The sequence below is a fragment of the Paenarthrobacter sp. TAF1 genome (assembly GCF_052113825.1).
Classification (GTDB): domain Bacteria; phylum Actinomycetota; class Actinomycetes; order Actinomycetales; family Micrococcaceae; genus Arthrobacter; species Arthrobacter nicotinovorans.
In genome coordinates this window covers 1-14,999 of the sequence record NZ_JBFRDO010000035.1, presented here as the reverse complement: position 1 = coordinate 14,999, position 14,999 = coordinate 1, and the positions used below count along the sequence as shown (strand labels likewise).

The 14,999-nt window shown below is 64.0% G+C and carries 13 protein-coding genes, 4 tRNA genes and 1 riboswitch; of the genes, 8 read left to right on the top strand and 9 right to left on the bottom strand.

Features of this window, described 5'->3' with window-relative positions; translation table 11 throughout:
- The 5 genes from AB4Y81_RS21295 to AB4Y81_RS21275 all read right to left on the bottom strand — a co-directional run.
- The coding region (locus AB4Y81_RS21295) for a helix-turn-helix domain-containing protein (RefSeq protein ID WP_441996916.1) at positions 1-368 on the bottom strand (368 nt) is incomplete at its 3' end.
- A 100-nt stretch (positions 369-468) separates the two neighbouring features.
- Positions 469-542, bottom strand: a tRNA-Cys gene (locus AB4Y81_RS21290).
- Positions 543-626: 84 nt separating this feature from the next.
- Positions 627-1,088 (bottom strand): hypothetical protein, encoded by a 462-nt coding sequence (locus AB4Y81_RS21285; RefSeq protein WP_434327931.1) that lies wholly within the window; start codon positions 1,086-1,088, stop codon positions 627-629.
- Positions 1,089-1,148: 60 nt separating this feature from the next.
- Positions 1,149-2,096: a formimidoylglutamase gene (gene hutG / locus AB4Y81_RS21280; protein ID WP_431230024.1), complete on the bottom strand. Its 948-nt coding sequence runs from the start codon at positions 2,094-2,096 to the stop codon at positions 1,149-1,151.
- Between the two features lie 73 nt (positions 2,097-2,169).
- Positions 2,170-3,612, bottom strand: a complete 1,443-nt coding sequence (locus AB4Y81_RS21275) for an NCS2 family permease (RefSeq protein WP_018780279.1) — start codon at positions 3,610-3,612, stop codon at positions 2,170-2,172.
- A gap of 114 nt (positions 3,613-3,726) precedes the next feature.
- On the opposite strand from AB4Y81_RS21275, the gene AB4Y81_RS21270 reads away from it, so the two are divergent.
- Both AB4Y81_RS21270 and AB4Y81_RS21265 read left to right on the top strand, forming a co-directional pair.
- Positions 3,727-4,359 (top strand): copper resistance CopC family protein, encoded by a 633-nt coding sequence (locus tag AB4Y81_RS21270; protein ID WP_189076921.1) that lies wholly within the window; start codon positions 3,727-3,729, stop codon positions 4,357-4,359.
- A gap of 174 nt (positions 4,360-4,533) precedes the next feature.
- Positions 4,534-4,701: riboswitch (cyclic di-AMP (ydaO/yuaA leader) on the top strand.
- A gap of 3 nt (positions 4,702-4,704) precedes the next feature.
- Entirely contained in the window at positions 4,705-5,496 is a 792-nt protein-coding gene (locus tag AB4Y81_RS21265; RefSeq protein WP_189076920.1) for an NlpC/P60 family protein, read from the top strand.
- 104 nt (positions 5,497-5,600) lie between these two features.
- Here the strand turns inward: AB4Y81_RS21265 and AB4Y81_RS21260 are convergent, their stop codons facing one another.
- The gene (locus AB4Y81_RS21260) at positions 5,601-6,281 is read right to left on the bottom strand and encodes an FAD-binding protein (protein ID WP_039239382.1); all 681 of its coding nucleotides are present in this window, start codon (positions 6,279-6,281) and stop codon (positions 5,601-5,603) included.
- Between the two features lie 417 nt (positions 6,282-6,698).
- Here AB4Y81_RS21260 and AB4Y81_RS21255 point away from each other — a divergent pair, with 417 nt between their 5' ends.
- Positions 6,699-7,736, top strand: a complete 1,038-nt coding sequence (locus AB4Y81_RS21255; RefSeq protein WP_055973921.1) for a universal stress protein — start codon at positions 6,699-6,701, stop codon at positions 7,734-7,736.
- Between the two features lie 20 nt (positions 7,737-7,756).
- Entirely contained in the window at positions 7,757-10,474 is a 2,718-nt protein-coding gene (locus AB4Y81_RS21250; RefSeq protein WP_441996912.1) for a PEP/pyruvate-binding domain-containing protein, read from the top strand.
- Between the two features lie 5 nt (positions 10,475-10,479).
- On the opposite strand, the gene AB4Y81_RS21245 is transcribed toward AB4Y81_RS21250, so the two are convergent.
- Positions 10,480-11,400: a cation diffusion facilitator family transporter gene (locus AB4Y81_RS21245; RefSeq protein WP_018780272.1), complete on the bottom strand. Its 921-nt coding sequence runs from the start codon at positions 11,398-11,400 to the stop codon at positions 10,480-10,482.
- A 10-nt stretch (positions 11,401-11,410) separates the two neighbouring features.
- Positions 11,411-11,872 (bottom strand): metallopeptidase family protein, encoded by a 462-nt coding sequence (locus AB4Y81_RS21240; protein ID WP_055973915.1) that lies wholly within the window; start codon positions 11,870-11,872, stop codon positions 11,411-11,413.
- A 90-nt stretch (positions 11,873-11,962) separates the two neighbouring features.
- Here AB4Y81_RS21240 and AB4Y81_RS21235 point away from each other — a divergent pair, with 90 nt between their 5' ends.
- Positions 11,963-12,886 (top strand): carbohydrate kinase family protein, encoded by a 924-nt coding sequence (locus tag AB4Y81_RS21235; protein ID WP_018780270.1) that lies wholly within the window; start codon positions 11,963-11,965, stop codon positions 12,884-12,886.
- A gap of 8 nt (positions 12,887-12,894) precedes the next feature.
- On the opposite strand, the gene AB4Y81_RS21230 is transcribed toward AB4Y81_RS21235, so the two are convergent.
- Complete coding sequence (locus tag AB4Y81_RS21230) at positions 12,895-13,836, bottom strand: DMT family transporter (RefSeq protein ID WP_039239386.1); 942 nt, start codon at positions 13,834-13,836, stop codon at positions 12,895-12,897.
- Positions 13,837-14,152: 316 nt separating this feature from the next.
- On the opposite strand from AB4Y81_RS21230, the gene AB4Y81_RS21225 reads away from it, so the two are divergent.
- From AB4Y81_RS21225 to AB4Y81_RS21215, 3 genes are all read left to right on the top strand, one after another.
- A tRNA-Glu gene (locus AB4Y81_RS21225) sits at positions 14,153-14,225 on the top strand.
- 84 nt (positions 14,226-14,309) lie between these two features.
- Positions 14,310-14,383 (top strand) — tRNA-Asp (locus AB4Y81_RS21220).
- A gap of 46 nt (positions 14,384-14,429) precedes the next feature.
- A tRNA-Phe gene (locus tag AB4Y81_RS21215) sits at positions 14,430-14,505 on the top strand.
- Positions 14,506-14,999 lie beyond the last annotated feature (494 nt).

Genomic DNA, 14,999 nt, shown 5'->3' with positions numbered 1-14,999 from the left:
GCCCAATGCTCGATACTGTGTCGGCGGATCTCCCGGGACACCGTTGATGGATGCACGCCCAACTCCTTGGCGATCTGTCGCATGGAACGCGGCTCCGGCAAGCCCAGACAGGCCTTGATATAAGCCCGGTCCTCCAAAGTCAGCCGCCGATACCTTCGCTCCTTATCCCGCGAAAGCACCTCCGAAGCCATCGGAAGACGCACGCCACCACCAGGGCCGGAGATAAGTTCCATGCCCGCTAGTTTCGCCCATTGCGACACCGCTTGCCGGGACACCCCAGCCGCGGCAGCACTTCGTCCCGTGTCCTCACCCGCCAGCAAGTGCTCATACGCACACGCACGAACCGACCACGGCAACTTCTTGACCATGACACCCCTCCAACTACAGGGGTGTTGCACTCGCCACCTGAAGACGCCGACAAAACACCCGCATTAACTGCCAATTCGGAGGACGATCGCCGGGACCGATTGGACGTGGTGGCGGGATTCGAACCCGCGTACGCTGCTTTGCAGGCAGCTCCCTGGCCTCTTGGGTACACCACGTGCAGTCGACACTAGGTGCGTGGGTCAGGGGCTTACAACATTCGTTGCGCAGGCTTTCGCAGGGCTACGCGGGCTTTCGCGCGGCTACGCAGTATTGCCCTTGGTTGCCGTCAATGACACGCGTTTGAGTAGTCCTGTGACCCCGGCAGCAACCATGAGAGTCAGGATGGCTGCGGCCATGTGCGTATAGAGCATGATGTGTGGCGAACCACCGCTGAAGCCAGCCGCTGCCGGCGGATCACCTGGACCTGGTGCGGCGCTGTGGAGGTGCTCCACCCATCCACTCCCGGGGTAGTAACCGCCGAATGCAGCGAACCCAAAGTGCAGCAGTTGCTGCGCCACACCTGACACCAGTAGCAGGATCAGTGGCCCGTGGACCCAGCGGGCCAGGAGTTGGGCCCCCAGGCAGCACAGCGCGGCGAAGCCAAGCAGAACGGGAAGGGCCGGAGCGCTGCCGCCCGCCGTCAGGTGCGCCGCCAGTCCCAGGCCGACGGCCAGCAGCCCGGAGACCCAGGCCCACTTGTCCTGCACAGGAACTGCGCGCATCGCCATCCTTCCCTCCACACAGGCTAAGCGGCGAAGGCCGGAGGGAAAAGGGGCGGGCGACTATCCCAGGAGCGTGTTCACCAAACGTGCTGCAACTTTCGCAGTCCGGGAATCAACGTCGAATTCCGGATTCAGTTCGGCGACATCAACGTGCAGCAACTTCCCGCTGGCGGCAACCTGCCGGCAAACCGCGCTGATCACGGGCAGCGGGACGCCATAGGCCGCAGGAGCGCTCACCCCGGGTGCCACCGAGGCCGGCATTACGTCGAGGTCGATCGTGAGGTACAGGACATCCACGCCAGCCAGGAAATCCGCTACAAAAACCTCCACGGCTTCCGGTGAGCATTGCTCGTCCAGCAGATACTTCACGCCCAGGCGTTGAGCGGTGTCAAAAAGGGTCCGGGTATTGTTCGGCTCGGAAATTCCTACGACGGCGTACTGCAGTTCGCGTCCGGCGGCGGACTCAGCCCGGGCCATCTGAAGGAACGGCGTGCCCGAGCTCGGTGTGGGCTCATCCCTCAGGTCAAAGTGGGCATCAAGGTTCAGCACACCCAGCCGCTTGCCCTGGACCACGTCCGAGCCGGCGACGCCCAAGTAGCTGGCAAACGCGGTCTCGTGGCCTCCGCCCAGCACCACGGTGAGGTTACCGGCGTCGAGCAATCCCGAGATGGCGCGGCCGGCGCGCTCCTGGCCCGCCTCCAGCGAGTCGCCCTCCACAACCACATCGCCGGCGTCGAACACGTCCCGTTCCAGGTGGTAAGCCAGCGGACCCAGCGCCGAACGGATGGCGGCCGGGGCCGCGGCGGCACCCGTGCGGCCCTTGTTGCGTCGAACGCCGGCGTCACTGCAGAACCCAAGCACGACGGCGGGACGCGAGGCGGTGCTGGCCGCTGCGGGCGTGTGGGGGGTGACGGCCTGCCACCAGCGGCGGTGCGCAACGCCGTCGCCGTCGAAACGGCCGGTCCACGGGGCGGGGCTGACATCTACAGTTACGGCGCGTGTTTCCATGCTTTAAGCAGACCGGACCCGGACTGCCAATACCAGCAGTTCCGGGTCGGGGGTGTCTGAAATACCGGAATGCCTATTTGACGCCCAGGAGTTCCTCAACGGTTCCGATGCCGAAGAAGAGCAGGAACGCAGCGGCCACAGCCCACATCAAGGGGTGGACTTCGCGGGCGCGGCCCTGGAAGGTGCGGATCAGCACGAACGAGATGAACCCGGCACCCAGGCCGTTGGCGATGGAGTACGTGAACGGCATCAAGGCGATGGTCAGGAACGCGGGAATCCCGACTCCCCAGTCCTGCCAGTCGATCTTCCCCACCTGGGAAACCATCATGAAGCCCACGACCACCAGCGCGGGGGCCACGGCTTCGAACGGCACCAGGTTGATCAGCGGTGTGAAGAACATGGCAATAAGGAAGAGAACGCCGGTCACGATCGAGGCCAGGCCGGTGCGGGCACCCTCGCCGATGCCCGCGCCGGATTCAACGAAGATCTGGTTGGAGGAAACCGAGGCCCCGCCGCCGACGATGGCACCAAGGGCGTCCACCTGCAGCACGCGGTCAACGTTCGGGATGTTGCCGTCCTTGTCCACCGTTCCGGCCTCATTGGCCAGGCCCACCATGGTGCCCATGGCGTCGAAGAAGATGCTCAGCAGGATCACGAATGCCAGCAGCGCCGCGGCGATGAAGCCGAGGTGTTCGAAGGCCCCGAAGGGGTTGGCCTTGCCGATCAGGGAGAGGTCCGGAGCGCCCCACTCCGACAAAGTGGGGGCCACCAGGGACCAGCCGCGGGGGTTGACGTTCTTGCCATCGAAGCTGGGGCCGATGTGGAGGGTGAACTCGAGGATCGCAGCCAGCGCAGTGGAGACCACGATGCCGATCAGGATCGCACCACGGACCTTGCGGACCACCAGGGCGATGGTCAGGATCAAACCGACGGCAAACACCAGAGTGGGCCAGCCCATGAGCTTCCCGTCAACACCGAGTCCCAGCGGAACCGTCGTGCCCGCAGCGTCCGGGATGCGCCGGACGAAACCGGCGTTCACCAGGCCGATCAGGGCAATGAACAAGCCGATGCCCACCACGATCGCCGTCTTCAACGCCTCCGGCACAGCCTTGAAAACCGCGGTGCGGAAGCCGGTGAGCACCAGGATGAGCATCGTGACGCCGGAGAGGACAACAAGGCCCATCATGTCGGGCCAGGTCAGCTGCGGGTGCGAGGCCACGGTAACGGCGACGAACGCATTCACGCCCAGCCCGGTGGCCACAGCGAAGGGGTGCTTGGCCCAGGCGCCCATGAGGATGGTCAGGATGCCGGCGACGAACGCCGTGGTGGCTGCGACCGCGGTGAAGCCCAGGGAAGCTCCGCTGGAGTCTGCCCCCGAGAGGATCAGCGGGTTCAGCACAACGATGTAGCTCATGGCGAAGAATGTCGCGAAGCCGCCACGGATTTCCCTTGAGTACGTGGAGCCACGTTCGGAAATCTTGAAATAGCGGTCCACTGCAGAACCTTGTTTAAGCATGAAGGTCTCCGGGTATTGGGGGGAGTGTGCTCTCAAATCCTATGCCGTTGAATGTGGGAGCTTCGGACCATTCCCCTAGTCTGTAAGGAAGCCAACACTAGGAGAAACCGCCCCATGCGTACCATCCGCCCGCTTCTGGCCGCCGTCGTCGCCGCCCTTGCCCTCGCGTCTGCCCTGCTGTTTTCCGCGGCTCCGGCGTCCGCGCACGACGTCGCGGAATCCACAGCGCCGGCGAACGGTGCAACCGTGGCTGAAGTGCCGGCGTCGGTCTCCATTACGTTCAACAACCGGCCGCTGGCCATCGGATCGGGCGTCTCCGTAACCTCAGGCGGCGAGAACTGGGCAGACGGGCCGGTCGAGATCATCGACAGCCAGGCCGTGCAGAAGCTCCGGGCCGGCGCGCCGGCGGGGGAGTACACGGTGGTGTGGCGCGTTGTCAGCTCCGATTCGCACCCCATTGAGGGCACCTTCAAGTTCACGGCCACAGCGGGAAGCACGACGGCGGCAAGCGGCTCGGCGGCACCTTCGGCGTCCGCTTCGGCCACCTCGGGAACGGTGCCGTCCGCGGGTACGGCGCCTCCGGGAACAGCCAGCAGTTCGCCCGCGGCAGATGCGTCCCAGCCATTCCCCTGGAGCATTGTTGTCATTGCGGTTGTTGCGGTTGCGCTCGTGATCTTCCTCGCCGTTACAGCCCGCAGGAAACTTGCCGGATCGGACGACGAAAACCGCCCGGAAGCCGCAGAATAGCGGGCTTTTCTACGTAGCTGCGAATATCTCGGTTCGGTTACCGCGACACGCCAAAGCCGCAGTCCTCGTTACTTAAATGTGACTTCGACGGGATCATCGCGTACGGTAGTACCTGTGCCTGTTCCACGTAGCGGGCACTTCCGGCCTGATTGCCTAGCTCTGCCGCAGTCCGGAATCCGTTCGCAGACAAACCTACGGCAGAGACGGGGAACCCATTTTGGGCCGCTTTCGAGCGTGCCTTGGGGTGAAGTCACGAAGCTTCCGCTGAACAGCGGGGGATAGTGGCCGGGTGACTCCCATCCGAATCCGACAGCTAACCTCGCAGGCATCGGGAGAGGCTCTTTCATGTCTTCACGCATTCTTCGCGGCCGTCGTAAGGCGGACAGCGTACGTCCTAATCCGTTCATCTCCATCTCCAAGGCAGTTGCGAGCAACGCTTCCGGCGCTGGCCGCCAGGCAGCTGTTATCGCAGCAGCTTCCGGACTCGTTCTGACCGGCTCTGTCGCTGCACACGCTGCAGAGGCTCCGGTCCAGCGCGATGCCAGCCCCGCCACGGTCGCCGAGACCGCTTCCGAGGCCCCCACCAAGGTTGTTACCGCTCTTTCTACGGCTACCATCAACTTCGAGCGTCCGGCTGTTGCTTCCGTTGCAGCTCCGGTCATCGAAAAGCCGGCTCCTGTAGTTGAAGCCCCCGCTGCCAAGCCGGCTGCCGTTACCGCTGCCGCAGCTGCGGCTCCCGTAGCTGCCCAGGCTGCAGTTGCAGCTCCGGCCGCTGTTGCACCTGCTGCTGCTCCTGTAGCTGCTGCTCCCGCTGCCGGCGGCGTCAACGCTGCCATGGTTGCCTCGGCTTACGCCCAGATCGGCATCATGCAGGACTGCACCGCCATGGTTGAGCGGGCCCTCGGTTCCGCCGGCATTCCGGTTGGCGACCTCGCCCCCATGCAGTTCATGAACTACGGCAAGGTTGTCAGCGACCCGCAGCCGGGCGACATGATCGTCCAGTCCGGCCACGTCGCCATCTACATCGGCAACGGCCAGGCAATCAGCGGTGGAATCAACGGCAATCAGACGGGCATCCACCCGATCAGCTGGTTGACCGCTACTGGTCCCATCACGTACGTACGCGCTGGCGCATAAGCCTCACGCTTCAACGCAAAGGCCGGTGTCTCCGAAGATCATCTTCGAGGACACCGGCCTTTGGCGTTTAAACTTCGTGTTGCGGCTGCCGTGAATGATGCCGGCTAGGCGATGGCGATACCCGGGCCGCCCGGGAGCGCCACTTTGGTGGAGATTGCCTGGCCCACTGCCTTGGCTTGCCGCAGGACTTCCTTGGGGCTGGGCGTAATGAGCTCGCCCACGCCCACCAGGTGCATTCCCACTGCCCGCATCGCGGAGACCAGGTTCTGCCCGACGGCGATTCCAAGTTCGGCCAGCATGCGGCGCAGCTGGCTCTGGGCGCAGCGTGTGACCACAATATGGTCTGCCAGGAGAACCCCGTTGGCGGTGTGGACTGCCCACTGTCGCGGGGCGGATTCGAGGGGGCCAGAGGCATGGAGACCGCTCCGGGTCATGCTCGCGGCGAGCCCGTACCCGATGTGCTGGGTTGGGTCCGCGCCCAGGAAATCCAGGCGGACGGCCCTGGTGGTGCTGCGTACGTCCAGATGGTGGCTGGCCGCGTAATTGCGTAAGTGGCGGAGGATTTCGTTGCGTTCCTGGATGGACGCGGGATCGGTGACCTCGCAGCGTTGAAGCATGCCTGTGTGGACCGCCGGGCCGGTGGCTGACAGGGCACCGAAACCATCCACCACTATGGAGCCCACGCCGTAGCGGCTGAGTTCACTGGCAACTGCCAGGCCGGACAAGCCGGTTCCTATGACCACGGTGGTTGTGCGTTCCGTGCCGGAATCAGGCGCGTGTGACACTGCTTGGCTCCTCCTTGACGTGTGTGCCTTGCGGCATCGCGTGGGATCGCGTCCGAGTTCCCCAAGCGGCCGCAAATAAATGGCCGGAGTGTGCTGTAGGACACGTTCGCCGGCCATTCGGTGACTCGAACACTACCGAACTTTTTCGCGCATGGATAGCCTTCCCTGACAGCGTGTTCCGTGTGTTCATCAGCAGCACAAAAACGGGGTCCGGAAACCGAGCCCCGACCGTTATACACATACAGCCGAGCCACCTTGATTCGGCCCTGCCGACCGAGAATAGTGGGCATTGGACAGGGAAATTCCGGATTTCCCTGCCCCTGGCCATTGACAATCGAGCCCTCGAGGAATCCGATGCGGAAAACCTCTGGCAGAATGGCCGGAACATCAAGCAGTAGGTGGAGAGGCGGGCCCCAAATGGACCAGCACGGCAGACACAGTGAAGAGCCACAGGACGGCGAGGGCCTGGCAGTGGCACCGGGCGGCATCGTCGTGGGAGTGGACGGCTCGGAACACGGGCAGTGCGCCCTGGTGTGGGCAGCACGTGAGGCCGAACGCAGGCAGCTTCCGCTGCACATCGTCACGGCGTACTCGGTTCCTATTTTCGCCGCCTCAGGACTCGACGGCGGATACGCCACCGTGGACGATTCGGTCATTCGCGAGGGCGCGGAAGCCATTGTCAAGCAGGCCATGGACAAGGTCGCCCGATACTCCATCGACGTTGATGCTTCCGTCGAAAACGGTGACGCAGCAGGCGTGCTGCTGGATCTTTCCGCAGAGGCAGCGCTCCTGGTTTTCGGAAGCCGTGGCCGCGGCGGTTTCGTAGGTCGTCTGCTGGGCTCAGTCAGCAGCGCCTTGCCCGCCCATGCCAAGTGCCCCACAGTAACTGTCCCGCTCTATTGCGCTGACCGCCTCGGCGAGAATACCGAGGACAAACACATCAAGGCCGAGCACGCCAAGGCCGGCCCCCGCATCGTGGAAAACGTGGTTGCAGTGGGCGTGGACGGCTCGGAGCAGGCGCGGGTCGCTGTGCTCGAAGCAGCTGAGCAGGCCCAACGCATGGGAGCCAAGCTCCGCGTCATTTGCGCCGTCCCGCAGTACAGCGGTTCCCTGGCCTGGGTCCCCGCTCCCTTGGACCGGGACGCCTTGTTTGCCGATATCAAGGTTCAGCTGGACGCGGGGGTTGCCTGGCTGCAGAGCCATTTCCCGCAACTGACCATCGAGACGGACCTCAGGGACGGCTCGCCTGTTGACGTTCTGGTGGAAACCAGCCGCAGCGTGGAATTGGTGGTTTTGGGCACCCGTGGCCGCGGTGGGTTTGCGGGCATGCTGTTGGGATCCACATCGGATGGCGTCCTGCACCATGCGAAAGGACCCGTGTTGGTTGTTCCGGACCGCGAGGATCCCCGTCTGGCAGACCGCGACAAGTTTGGTCCGATGCTCGGCGCGGTGTAGGAAAAGACGCAGGAAAAGGGATGCCGGTGTTCACGCTGCAGCTCACGGATATTCGTGGACCCATGCTTCCCGAGGTGGGCGGCAAAGCAGCGAACCTCGGCGAGCTTGCCGCCGCCGGCCTACCCGTGCCGCCAGGCTTTTGCCTGACCACGGATGCTTATCGGCGTGCGCTGTCATCGAGCGGCCTGGATGACATTTGTGCGGCCCTGGAATCGACAAGCACGGTTGACCTTACAGGGCTGAACCGGTTGGCCGGGCGGGCCCGTTCCCTGGTCCTCGACGCCGGGGTCCCGGCCGACATCGCTGAAGCAGTGCGGTCCGCCTATGAAGCTCTGGGCAGCAACGTCCCTGTCGCGGTCAGGTCCTCGGCAACAGCCGAAGACCTTCCCTTCGCGAGTTTCGCCGGCCAACAGGACACTTTCCTGAACGTGGTGGGCGCGGACTCTGTCCTGGATGCCGTGAGCCGCTGCTGGGCTTCCTTGTGGACTGACAGGGCGGTGACGTACCGGGCTACCAACGGCATTGAGCATGCTGGTGCCGCCCTGGCTGTCGTTGTCCAGGAGATGGTCGATTCGACGGCTGCCGGTGTTATGTTCACGGCCAATCCCGTGACGGGCAAGAGGCACGAGACAGTGATCGACGCGAGCCCCGGTCTGGGGGAGGCCGTGGTGTCCGGCGCCGTGAATCCGGATCAGTACGTTGTTGATATGGCCGGCGGTGCCATTGTGAAACGCACCTTGGGGGACCGGCGGGTGGAGATCCATGCCGTGCCGGGCGGCGGCACGCAACGGACCCAACGGTCCCGCAACGAAAGTCCGGGGGACCCGGAAGGCGCCCGGGATGCAGCTGTTCAACCGTGTCTCAGTGACCGGCAGATCAAGGAGCTKGCCGAACTTGGCCGCTTGGTGGAGAGACACTATGGAGCTCCACAGGACACCGAGTGGGCCATGGATCCCAACGGAAAACTGTGGCTGACCCAGGCCAGGCCCATCACCACCCTTTACCCGCAAACCACCCGCACCCCACCGGTCCCTGGCATCCACGCCTTTCTGAATTTCAGCCTCGCGCAGGGCCTCACCCGGCCACTGACGCCCATGGGTTTGGCCGGGATCCGCCTCATAGCCTCCTGTGTTGCCAAAACGGCGGGCTTTGCCGTCCCGGATCCCCGGTCAGGACCGTCGCCCTATTACGAAGCCGGCCAGCGCATCTTCTTTGATCTCACCCCGGTATTGCGGAGCCGGATCGGGCGGAAGATCGTGCCCCGGGTCTTCGATGTCATGGAAGCCCGGTCCGCCATGCTGATGCGGAGTTTGTTCGATGACGCCCGCTTTTCGGTGACCATCAAAACGCCGCTGAAACTCATCCGCCACGTGGCTCCAGTGGCTGCAAAATACCGCGTCCCCGAATCGTTGCTCCGGGGTCTGTTCCGTCCGGAGGCGGCCTTGGAACGGGTTGAGCGCCACAGTTCTGAACTCCGCAAAGCCATAGCCGTCCCCGGGGAAGCCACCGCCCATCAACGGGTAGCCCACGTGCAAAGAATCCTGGGTTCGGAGCTCTTCGTCACCGTCCCGCAAATCCTGCCGTTGCCGGCGCTCGGCTTTGCCCTGCTGGCGCTCGTAGGCCGGATACTCGGCGACCAGGCATCCTACGCTGAACTGCAGACCGTGATCCGCGGGCTGCCCAACAACGTCACCACTGAAATGGACCTGGCCCTGTGGCAGCTCGCCTCGCAGATCAGGGAAGATGACGACGCCGCTGCCTCCATGGCTGGCCAAACGGCGGAAGCGCTGCTGGAACGGTACAGGGACGAGGGGCTGCCTGCCATTGCCCAATCCGGCCTCGATGGGTTCCTGCGCGCCTACGGGCACCGGGCCGTGGCTGAAATCGACCTTGGCATGCCCCGGTGGGGAGACGATCCCACCCACATTCTTGGCGTCCTGGCCAATTACCTGAGACTGCAGCCCGGTGCGGGGGCTCCCGACGAGCAGTTCCGCAGGGCAGCTGAAGAGGCCGAAGAACAGGTGGCGAAGTTCATCGCCCGGGCCCGGGCCATCAGTCCGCTCCACGCAGTGGTGGTCCGCGCAGCGCTGGACCGAACGCGCAGGTTCGCTGGTCTGCGCGAGTTGCCCAAATACAACCTCGTGCTGGGCCTCGCCGTGGCCCGGCAACAACTGCTTTTGGTGGGAAGCGAACTGGCAGCATCACATCGGATCGAGCGCCCGGAGGACATCTTCTTCCTGGATCTGGACGGGGTGGAAAATGCGCTTGCGGGGCAGGATTTCCGCGAGGAGATTGCACAATACAGGGCGGCCTACGAACACGAACTCCGGCGCAGGCACATTCCCCGGGTGCTGCTCTCCGACGGCACGGAGCCGGAAGCGACGGCTGCGGGCGACGCCGATCCGCGCCCGGGAACATTGTCCGGCAGCCCGGCGTCGACGGGTCTGGTGAGCGCGCCTGCGCGCGTCATCATGGACCCGGTCGGGGCACATCTGGAGCCGGGTGAGATCCTCGTGGCTCCGTCCACGGATCCCGGGTGGACTCCGCTGTTCCTCACAGCGGGAGGCCTGGTCATGGAGATGGGCGGGCCAAACTCGCACGGCGCCGTGGTGGCACGCGAGTACGGGATCCCTGCGGTCGTCGGCGTCCCGGACGCAACCATCCGGCTACGTACGGGCCAGCGCATCACCGTGGACGGTGCAGCGGGGACAGTCAGTACGGAAGACCCGGACGGCTGAGCTTTTCAGGCGTGCTGGTGCGATTCGTGCTCGGAATGGCTGACGGGCTCCAATTGGAACGTGCAGTGCTCGGTGTCGAAGTGCCGGCCAAGGCAGGAGCCCAGCTGGTCCAGGATGCTGTCCGCGCCAGTGGCATTGAGCACCTCGTCCTGCACCACCACGTGGGCGGAGAACACCGGTACGCCGGAAGTGATGGTCCAGATGTGGATGTCGTGTGCTTCCACCACACCGTCCACGGCCATGATGTGCTCGCGGATCATGTTCACGTCCACGCCCTTGGGGGTGGCTTCAAGAAGTACGTCCACCACGTCGCGGAGCAGATGCCATGCACGGGGAATGATCATCAGGGCGATGAGGACCGAGGCGATGGGGTCGGCAGCCGAGAACCCGGTGGTCATGATCACGATTGCTGCCACGATGACCGCGATGGAGCCCAGGAGGTCGCCCAGCACCTCAAGGTAGGCGCCGCGGACGTTGAGGCTTTCCTTTTGCGCTCCCTGCAGGATGAGGAGGGAAACCAGGTTGGCGACGGCGCCCAGGACTGCAGCCCACAGCATTACGCCGGTCTGGATTTCGGTGGCTTCGCCGAACCGACGGATCGCTTCGATCATGATCACTACGGCGATCACAATGAGGATCAGAGCGTTGGCCAAGGCAGCCAAAACCTCTGCGCGCTGGTATCCGTAGGTCCGCAGATCGCTGGCCGGGCGGGTGGCGATCCATGCGGCCATGAGCGCAATGAAGACACCTGCAGCGTCGGAGAGCATGTGCCCGGCATCCGCCAGCAGCGCCAGGGAACCGGAAACGACGGCACCGACCACTTGGATGCCCACGACGCCCAAGGTGATGCCCAGGACGGCGATCAGGCGTTTGCGGTGCTTTCCGGTTGCGGTAACGCCGTGCGAGTGGTTGTGATCATGCCCCATGCATACAAGGCTAGCCCCAGCCGAGCTCGTGCAAGCGATCGTCATCTATCCCGAAGTGGTGTGCGATCTCGTGAACCACGGTGATGGCAACCTCATCGATGACTTCCTGGCGGCTGCCGCAGATATCCAGGATGGGCTGGCGGAAGATGGTGATGCGGTCCGGCAGGGAGCCCGCATCCCACCAGGAATCCCGTTCCGTCAGCGGCACGCCCTCGTACAGTCCCAACAACACTGTGTCCGGGTTTTCCCCCGGCTGCGGGGTGTAGTCGTCCTCAATGAAAATTGCCACGTTGTCCATGGCACGGGCGGCTTTGGCCGGAATCAGCTGCAGGGCGTCGCTGACGGCTTCTTCAAACTCCTCGGGTGACATTTGGAAGGGCGGCCTGTGCGGCGCGTTCCGGTCCGGCAGCGGCGAAGAGGGACGCTCGCCGTCGGGAACGATGGGAAGTCCGGGAGGAAGATTCGCGGGCATGACTCGACTTTAGTCCGCCACGGCTGTATTGGCGCCCCATGTCATGAGGGATACTGATCTCAGTCCCTTTCCGATAGACACAGGAACCGCATGACTTCCACCGCTTCCCCCATGTCTGAACCCCTCGACGTCGTCGTTGTGGGCGAGGCGCTGATCGACATCGTGCAGTCGCCCGACGGCCAGGCCGAATACCCCGGCGGTTCGCCGACCAACGTTGCTTACGGGTTGGGCCGGCTGGATGTGAAAGCCGGTCTTTTGACGGCGATCGGCCGGGACCCCCGGGGTGACGCCATCGCAGCGCACCTCCAGAGCGCGGGGGTGGTGCTGCTGCCCGGGTCCCAGTCCATGGGAAAGACCGCGACGGCGACAGCCAGGATCGCTGCCGACGGTTCGGCCGCTTACACCTTCGACATTGAGTGGGCCCTGGCCCCCTTGGCGCTGCCGTATGCGCCGCGCATCCTGCACACCGGTTCCATTGCTACGTTCCTTGAGCCCGGCGCGGGAGTGGTTCGGAGCTTGTTGGAGCAGGCGCAGGGAGGCTGCATGGTCACCTACGATCCCAACATCCGCACCGATCTCCTGGGCAGCCATCACGAAGCACTTGCCCTCTTTGAGGAAATTGTGCCGCTGACGGATGTCGTGAGGATGAGTGCCTCGGACGCCCACTGGCTCTACCCGGGGAAGGCATTGGAGGATATCGCGAGCCATCTTCTGACGCTGGGTACCACCCTGGCGGTCATGACCGAGGGTGCGAAGGGCTCATTGATGGCCACGCGCCACTTTCAGCTCCGGGTCCGCGCCGTGCCGTCCACAGTGGCGGACACCATTGGCGCGGGCGATTCCTACATGTCGGCGCTCATCATGGGCCTTCTGTTGCGTGGCAGCGACGGGCTGGCGCCAACCGTGCTGGAGCGGATCGGCAGCATCGCGTCGATGGCAGCCGCCATCACTGTCGGGCGTCCGGGGGCCAACCCGCCCACGCACCGTGAACTCCTGGCAGAGATGGCCCGCTAGCGGCAGGTTCAGCTGGTCCGACGCCGCGTGAGCCCAACGCCCACGAGGCACACCACTCCACCGATCAGGCCCCAGATGGTTGGTACTTCCTGAAGGACGGCCCAGGAGATCAGGATCGTTGTTCCCGGCACCAGGTATGTCGTGGCAGCGAGTTTGCCGGCCGAGATCAGCGAGAGGGCGTACGCCCACGTGGTGAAGGCGATGGCGGTGGGGAAGATGCCCAAGTACACCAGGCCGAGCGTGGCCGGAAGAGGCGCTGCCTGGACTTCGGTCACCAACTGACCTGCCCACGGCAGGCAGCAAAGCGCTCCGACCATGATGCCGAACCACGTTGCCTGGCCTGCTGAGAATTTCCGGAGCACGGGCTTTTGCAGGATTGCGCTCACTGAGGCGAGCACAGCGGCGAGGAGGCACAACAGCACTCCGGCGACATCCGCCGTCGAACGTTGCCCCGAACCCAAGGCGATCATCGCCACACCGCAGAAAGCCACCCCGCTGCCGATCAGCAGCCACCGCGGGAAGCCCTCCTTGAGGAAGATTCCCGCCAGGATGGCGATGAGGATGGGCGAGACGTTGATCAGCATGGCGCTGGTGCCGGCGTCGAGCATGTGTTCCGCGGCGTTCAGGGCGACGTTGTAGCCGCCGAACCACATCACCCCGTAGGCCACGATCGGAAGCCACTCCCGGCCTTTCGGCCAGACCTTCAGCGTCGGCAGCACCACAATGCCAAGAACGACGGCGGCGACCGCCAAACGCCCGAGCGTCAACGACCCGGGGGAGAAGCTGGGGCCGACTGCCCGGATCCCCACGAAGGCCGAAGCCCACAGGACAACGGTAACGATGACCGCAGCGATGCCCAGTTTGCTGATGGCCGCTCCCGGCGCGGGGGTGGTGCGCGGGGGCAGGCTCGGGGATGGCTGGCCGGGTTCGGCCGGGGAAGTGGTTGTCATGTGCCAAATCTATCGGGGCATCGGCCGGGACGGCTGGCGGTTTTCGGACGCGTCAGGGCAAGATCCTGCCAATGTTAGCGGGCTTCCCTTCTTGGGTCCCGCGAGGGGTTACCTTTCGACTCTTAGGAAGCCTCCAAAAGGGTGGGATCCAACCCCTCGGCGCGCTCGCGAGCGGGGGCCCGGGATGGTCCTCCAACCTCGATTTGGGAATATCGGCATCTATGCTCTAAAGTTTTAGAGTCCAGTTCGGACGAGCGAGACACGGAAAGAACGCGTAAAGCGTCCCTTTTCTTTGCAAAATCCGAATTGAGTTCAGGCCCCCATCGTCTAGCGGCCTAGGACACCGCCCTTTCACGGCGGCGGCACGGGTTCGAATCCCGTTGGGGGTACGCAAGGAAGTGGTAAATCGGACTGAAAAAGTCTGGTAAGCTAGAAGCCTTGAAAAAAACGCGGTAGAGATACTGCAAACGCAAGGCCCTGTAGCGCAGTTGGTTAGCGCGCCGCCCTGTCACGGCGGAGGTCGCGGGTTCAAGTCCCGTCAGGGTCGCTCTGAGCGCCGAAGAAATTCGGTTCTCAAGGTGACATGTCACCTAGGCTCTGTAGCTCAGTTGGTAGAGCGTTCGACTGAAAATCGAAAGGTCACCGGATCGACGCCGGTCGGAGCCACCACTGGGAAGCATCAGTTCTTTGGAACTGGTGCTTTTCTTCTTTTAAGGCCCAGGATCTCCGTTGAAGACGCGGCTTCTCCGTCCCCGCGTACCGCCGCCACCCACTTTGAAACTGTGAGGGATCCAACACGCCGTGTTTGGGTGTGTTGCCGGGCTGTCCGCCCTCAACTTGGGTGGTGGGGGTACAGGGGTTTCCGCAAGATTCGACGTCGGCACCTGGGTGGTGTGGCTTTGTGACCTTGTTTGAGGCCGTTGAGCGCGCTTTTCCCGCGGTTTCGAGCTGTTTCGGGTTCAAAACGGGTCAGGAAGCTACTGTTCCGAGGCCTTAGTGCGTTGGTTCGGTGGTGGGGCAGCCCCAGGAGTTGGGGTTTTGTTGGCAGGTGTCGGCGACGAGTGCTCTTTGTGTTTTCCAGACGTGGATGGTTGTGGCTGGTGTGGTCAGGTCCAGGGTTCCGTTGATGGGTAGTGGTGGGCCGTTGTTGACGGAGTAGGTGC

Coding starts and splice junctions, on each gene's coding strand:
- AB4Y81_RS21285 (WP_434327931.1), bottom strand. CDS start 1,088: ATGCGCGCAGTTCCTGTGCAGGACAAGTGGGCCTGGGTCTCCGGGCTG.
- hutG (WP_431230024.1), bottom strand. CDS start 2,096: ATGGAAACACGCGCCGTAACTGTAGATGTCAGCCCCGCCCCGTGGACC.
- AB4Y81_RS21275 (WP_018780279.1), bottom strand. CDS start 3,612: ATGCTTAAACAAGGTTCTGCAGTGGACCGCTATTTCAAGATTTCCGAA.
- AB4Y81_RS21270 (WP_189076921.1), top strand. CDS start 3,727: ATGCGTACCATCCGCCCGCTTCTGGCCGCCGTCGTCGCCGCCCTTGCC.
- AB4Y81_RS21265 (WP_189076920.1), top strand. CDS start 4,705: ATGTCTTCACGCATTCTTCGCGGCCGTCGTAAGGCGGACAGCGTACGT.
- AB4Y81_RS21255 (WP_055973921.1), top strand. CDS start 6,699: ATGGACCAGCACGGCAGACACAGTGAAGAGCCACAGGACGGCGAGGGC.
- AB4Y81_RS21245 (WP_018780272.1), bottom strand. CDS start 11,400: ATGGGGCATGATCACAACCACTCGCACGGCGTTACCGCAACCGGAAAG.
- AB4Y81_RS21240 (WP_055973915.1), bottom strand. CDS start 11,872: ATGCCCGCGAATCTTCCTCCCGGACTTCCCATCGTTCCCGACGGCGAG.
- AB4Y81_RS21235 (WP_018780270.1), top strand. CDS start 11,963: ATGACTTCCACCGCTTCCCCCATGTCTGAACCCCTCGACGTCGTCGTT.
- AB4Y81_RS21230 (WP_039239386.1), bottom strand. CDS start 13,836: ATGACAACCACTTCCCCGGCCGAACCCGGCCAGCCATCCCCGAGCCTG.